Origin of the sequence: Arthrobacter sp. Cr_A7 (assembly GCF_029222765.1) — a bacterium.
Classification (GTDB): domain Bacteria; phylum Actinomycetota; class Actinomycetes; order Actinomycetales; family Micrococcaceae; genus Arthrobacter.
On record NZ_JARHXQ010000274.1, the window covers coordinates 1 to 652 of the forward strand.

Sequence of the window (652 nt, forward strand, 5' to 3'; positions counted from 1 at the left end):
GGGCCAGGGACGGCGGAGCTCTGCGGAGCCGGCACTGGACCCAACAGCCGGCCGCGCCAGCGGACGCCCATCAACTGGTTGAAGCGCAGCGCAAACCAGCGCGAGCCCAGCGAGCCTGCCTCTCCCCCAAGCCACGGACAACCCAACGACACCACCGCCCAGGGCTTGCCGCCGGCGGCCGCCAGCCGTGCACCTGTTACTGCGTGATTGGCGGTCCGCCGCCGGCGACCACCAGCGAAAGCCGGCCACGACGGCGGACCACCCGCGGTGACCGGCCCCGAAAGACCGGTCACCCTCGGCCCTACTCGCGGCGGTCGTGCAGCGGGACGGCGCCGTAATGTCCGGCGGCGCGGCGGAATCGGGCGTCACTGCTGAAGATGAACGTTCCGCCGAACATGTACCAGGGCGCGGGTTCACCTTCCGCGGCGACCGGCACGGCGTGGACCACAGTCTCACGGTGGAAGTGCTCGTTCTTGACGAGCCGGACGGCGGGCCGTTCCTTAGTGGCCTCGAAAACCGGGTCGATGCCCTCGCCAATGACGGTTACTTCCATGACGCGCGAAGAGATTCCCCGGTTGGAGAAGTCCGTGCCCAGGGCGTCACGGTAAATCAGGGCGGTGATGCCCTTGGGGGCGGTGGTGTCGTTGCTCAT

At 69.0% G+C, this 652-nt stretch carries 2 protein-coding genes; one reads left to right on the forward strand and one right to left on the reverse strand.

The genetic code is table 11. The features are described 5' to 3' along the window. The coding region (locus P2Q66_RS15945) for a hypothetical protein (RefSeq protein ID WP_275729671.1) at positions 1–207 on the forward strand (207 nt) is incomplete at its 5' end. A 94-nt stretch (positions 208–301) separates the two neighbouring features. On the opposite strand, the gene P2Q66_RS15950 is transcribed toward P2Q66_RS15945, so the two are convergent. Next, positions 302–652 (reverse strand): hypothetical protein (locus P2Q66_RS15950; protein ID WP_275729673.1); only part of this gene is annotated, 351 nt, incomplete at its 5' end.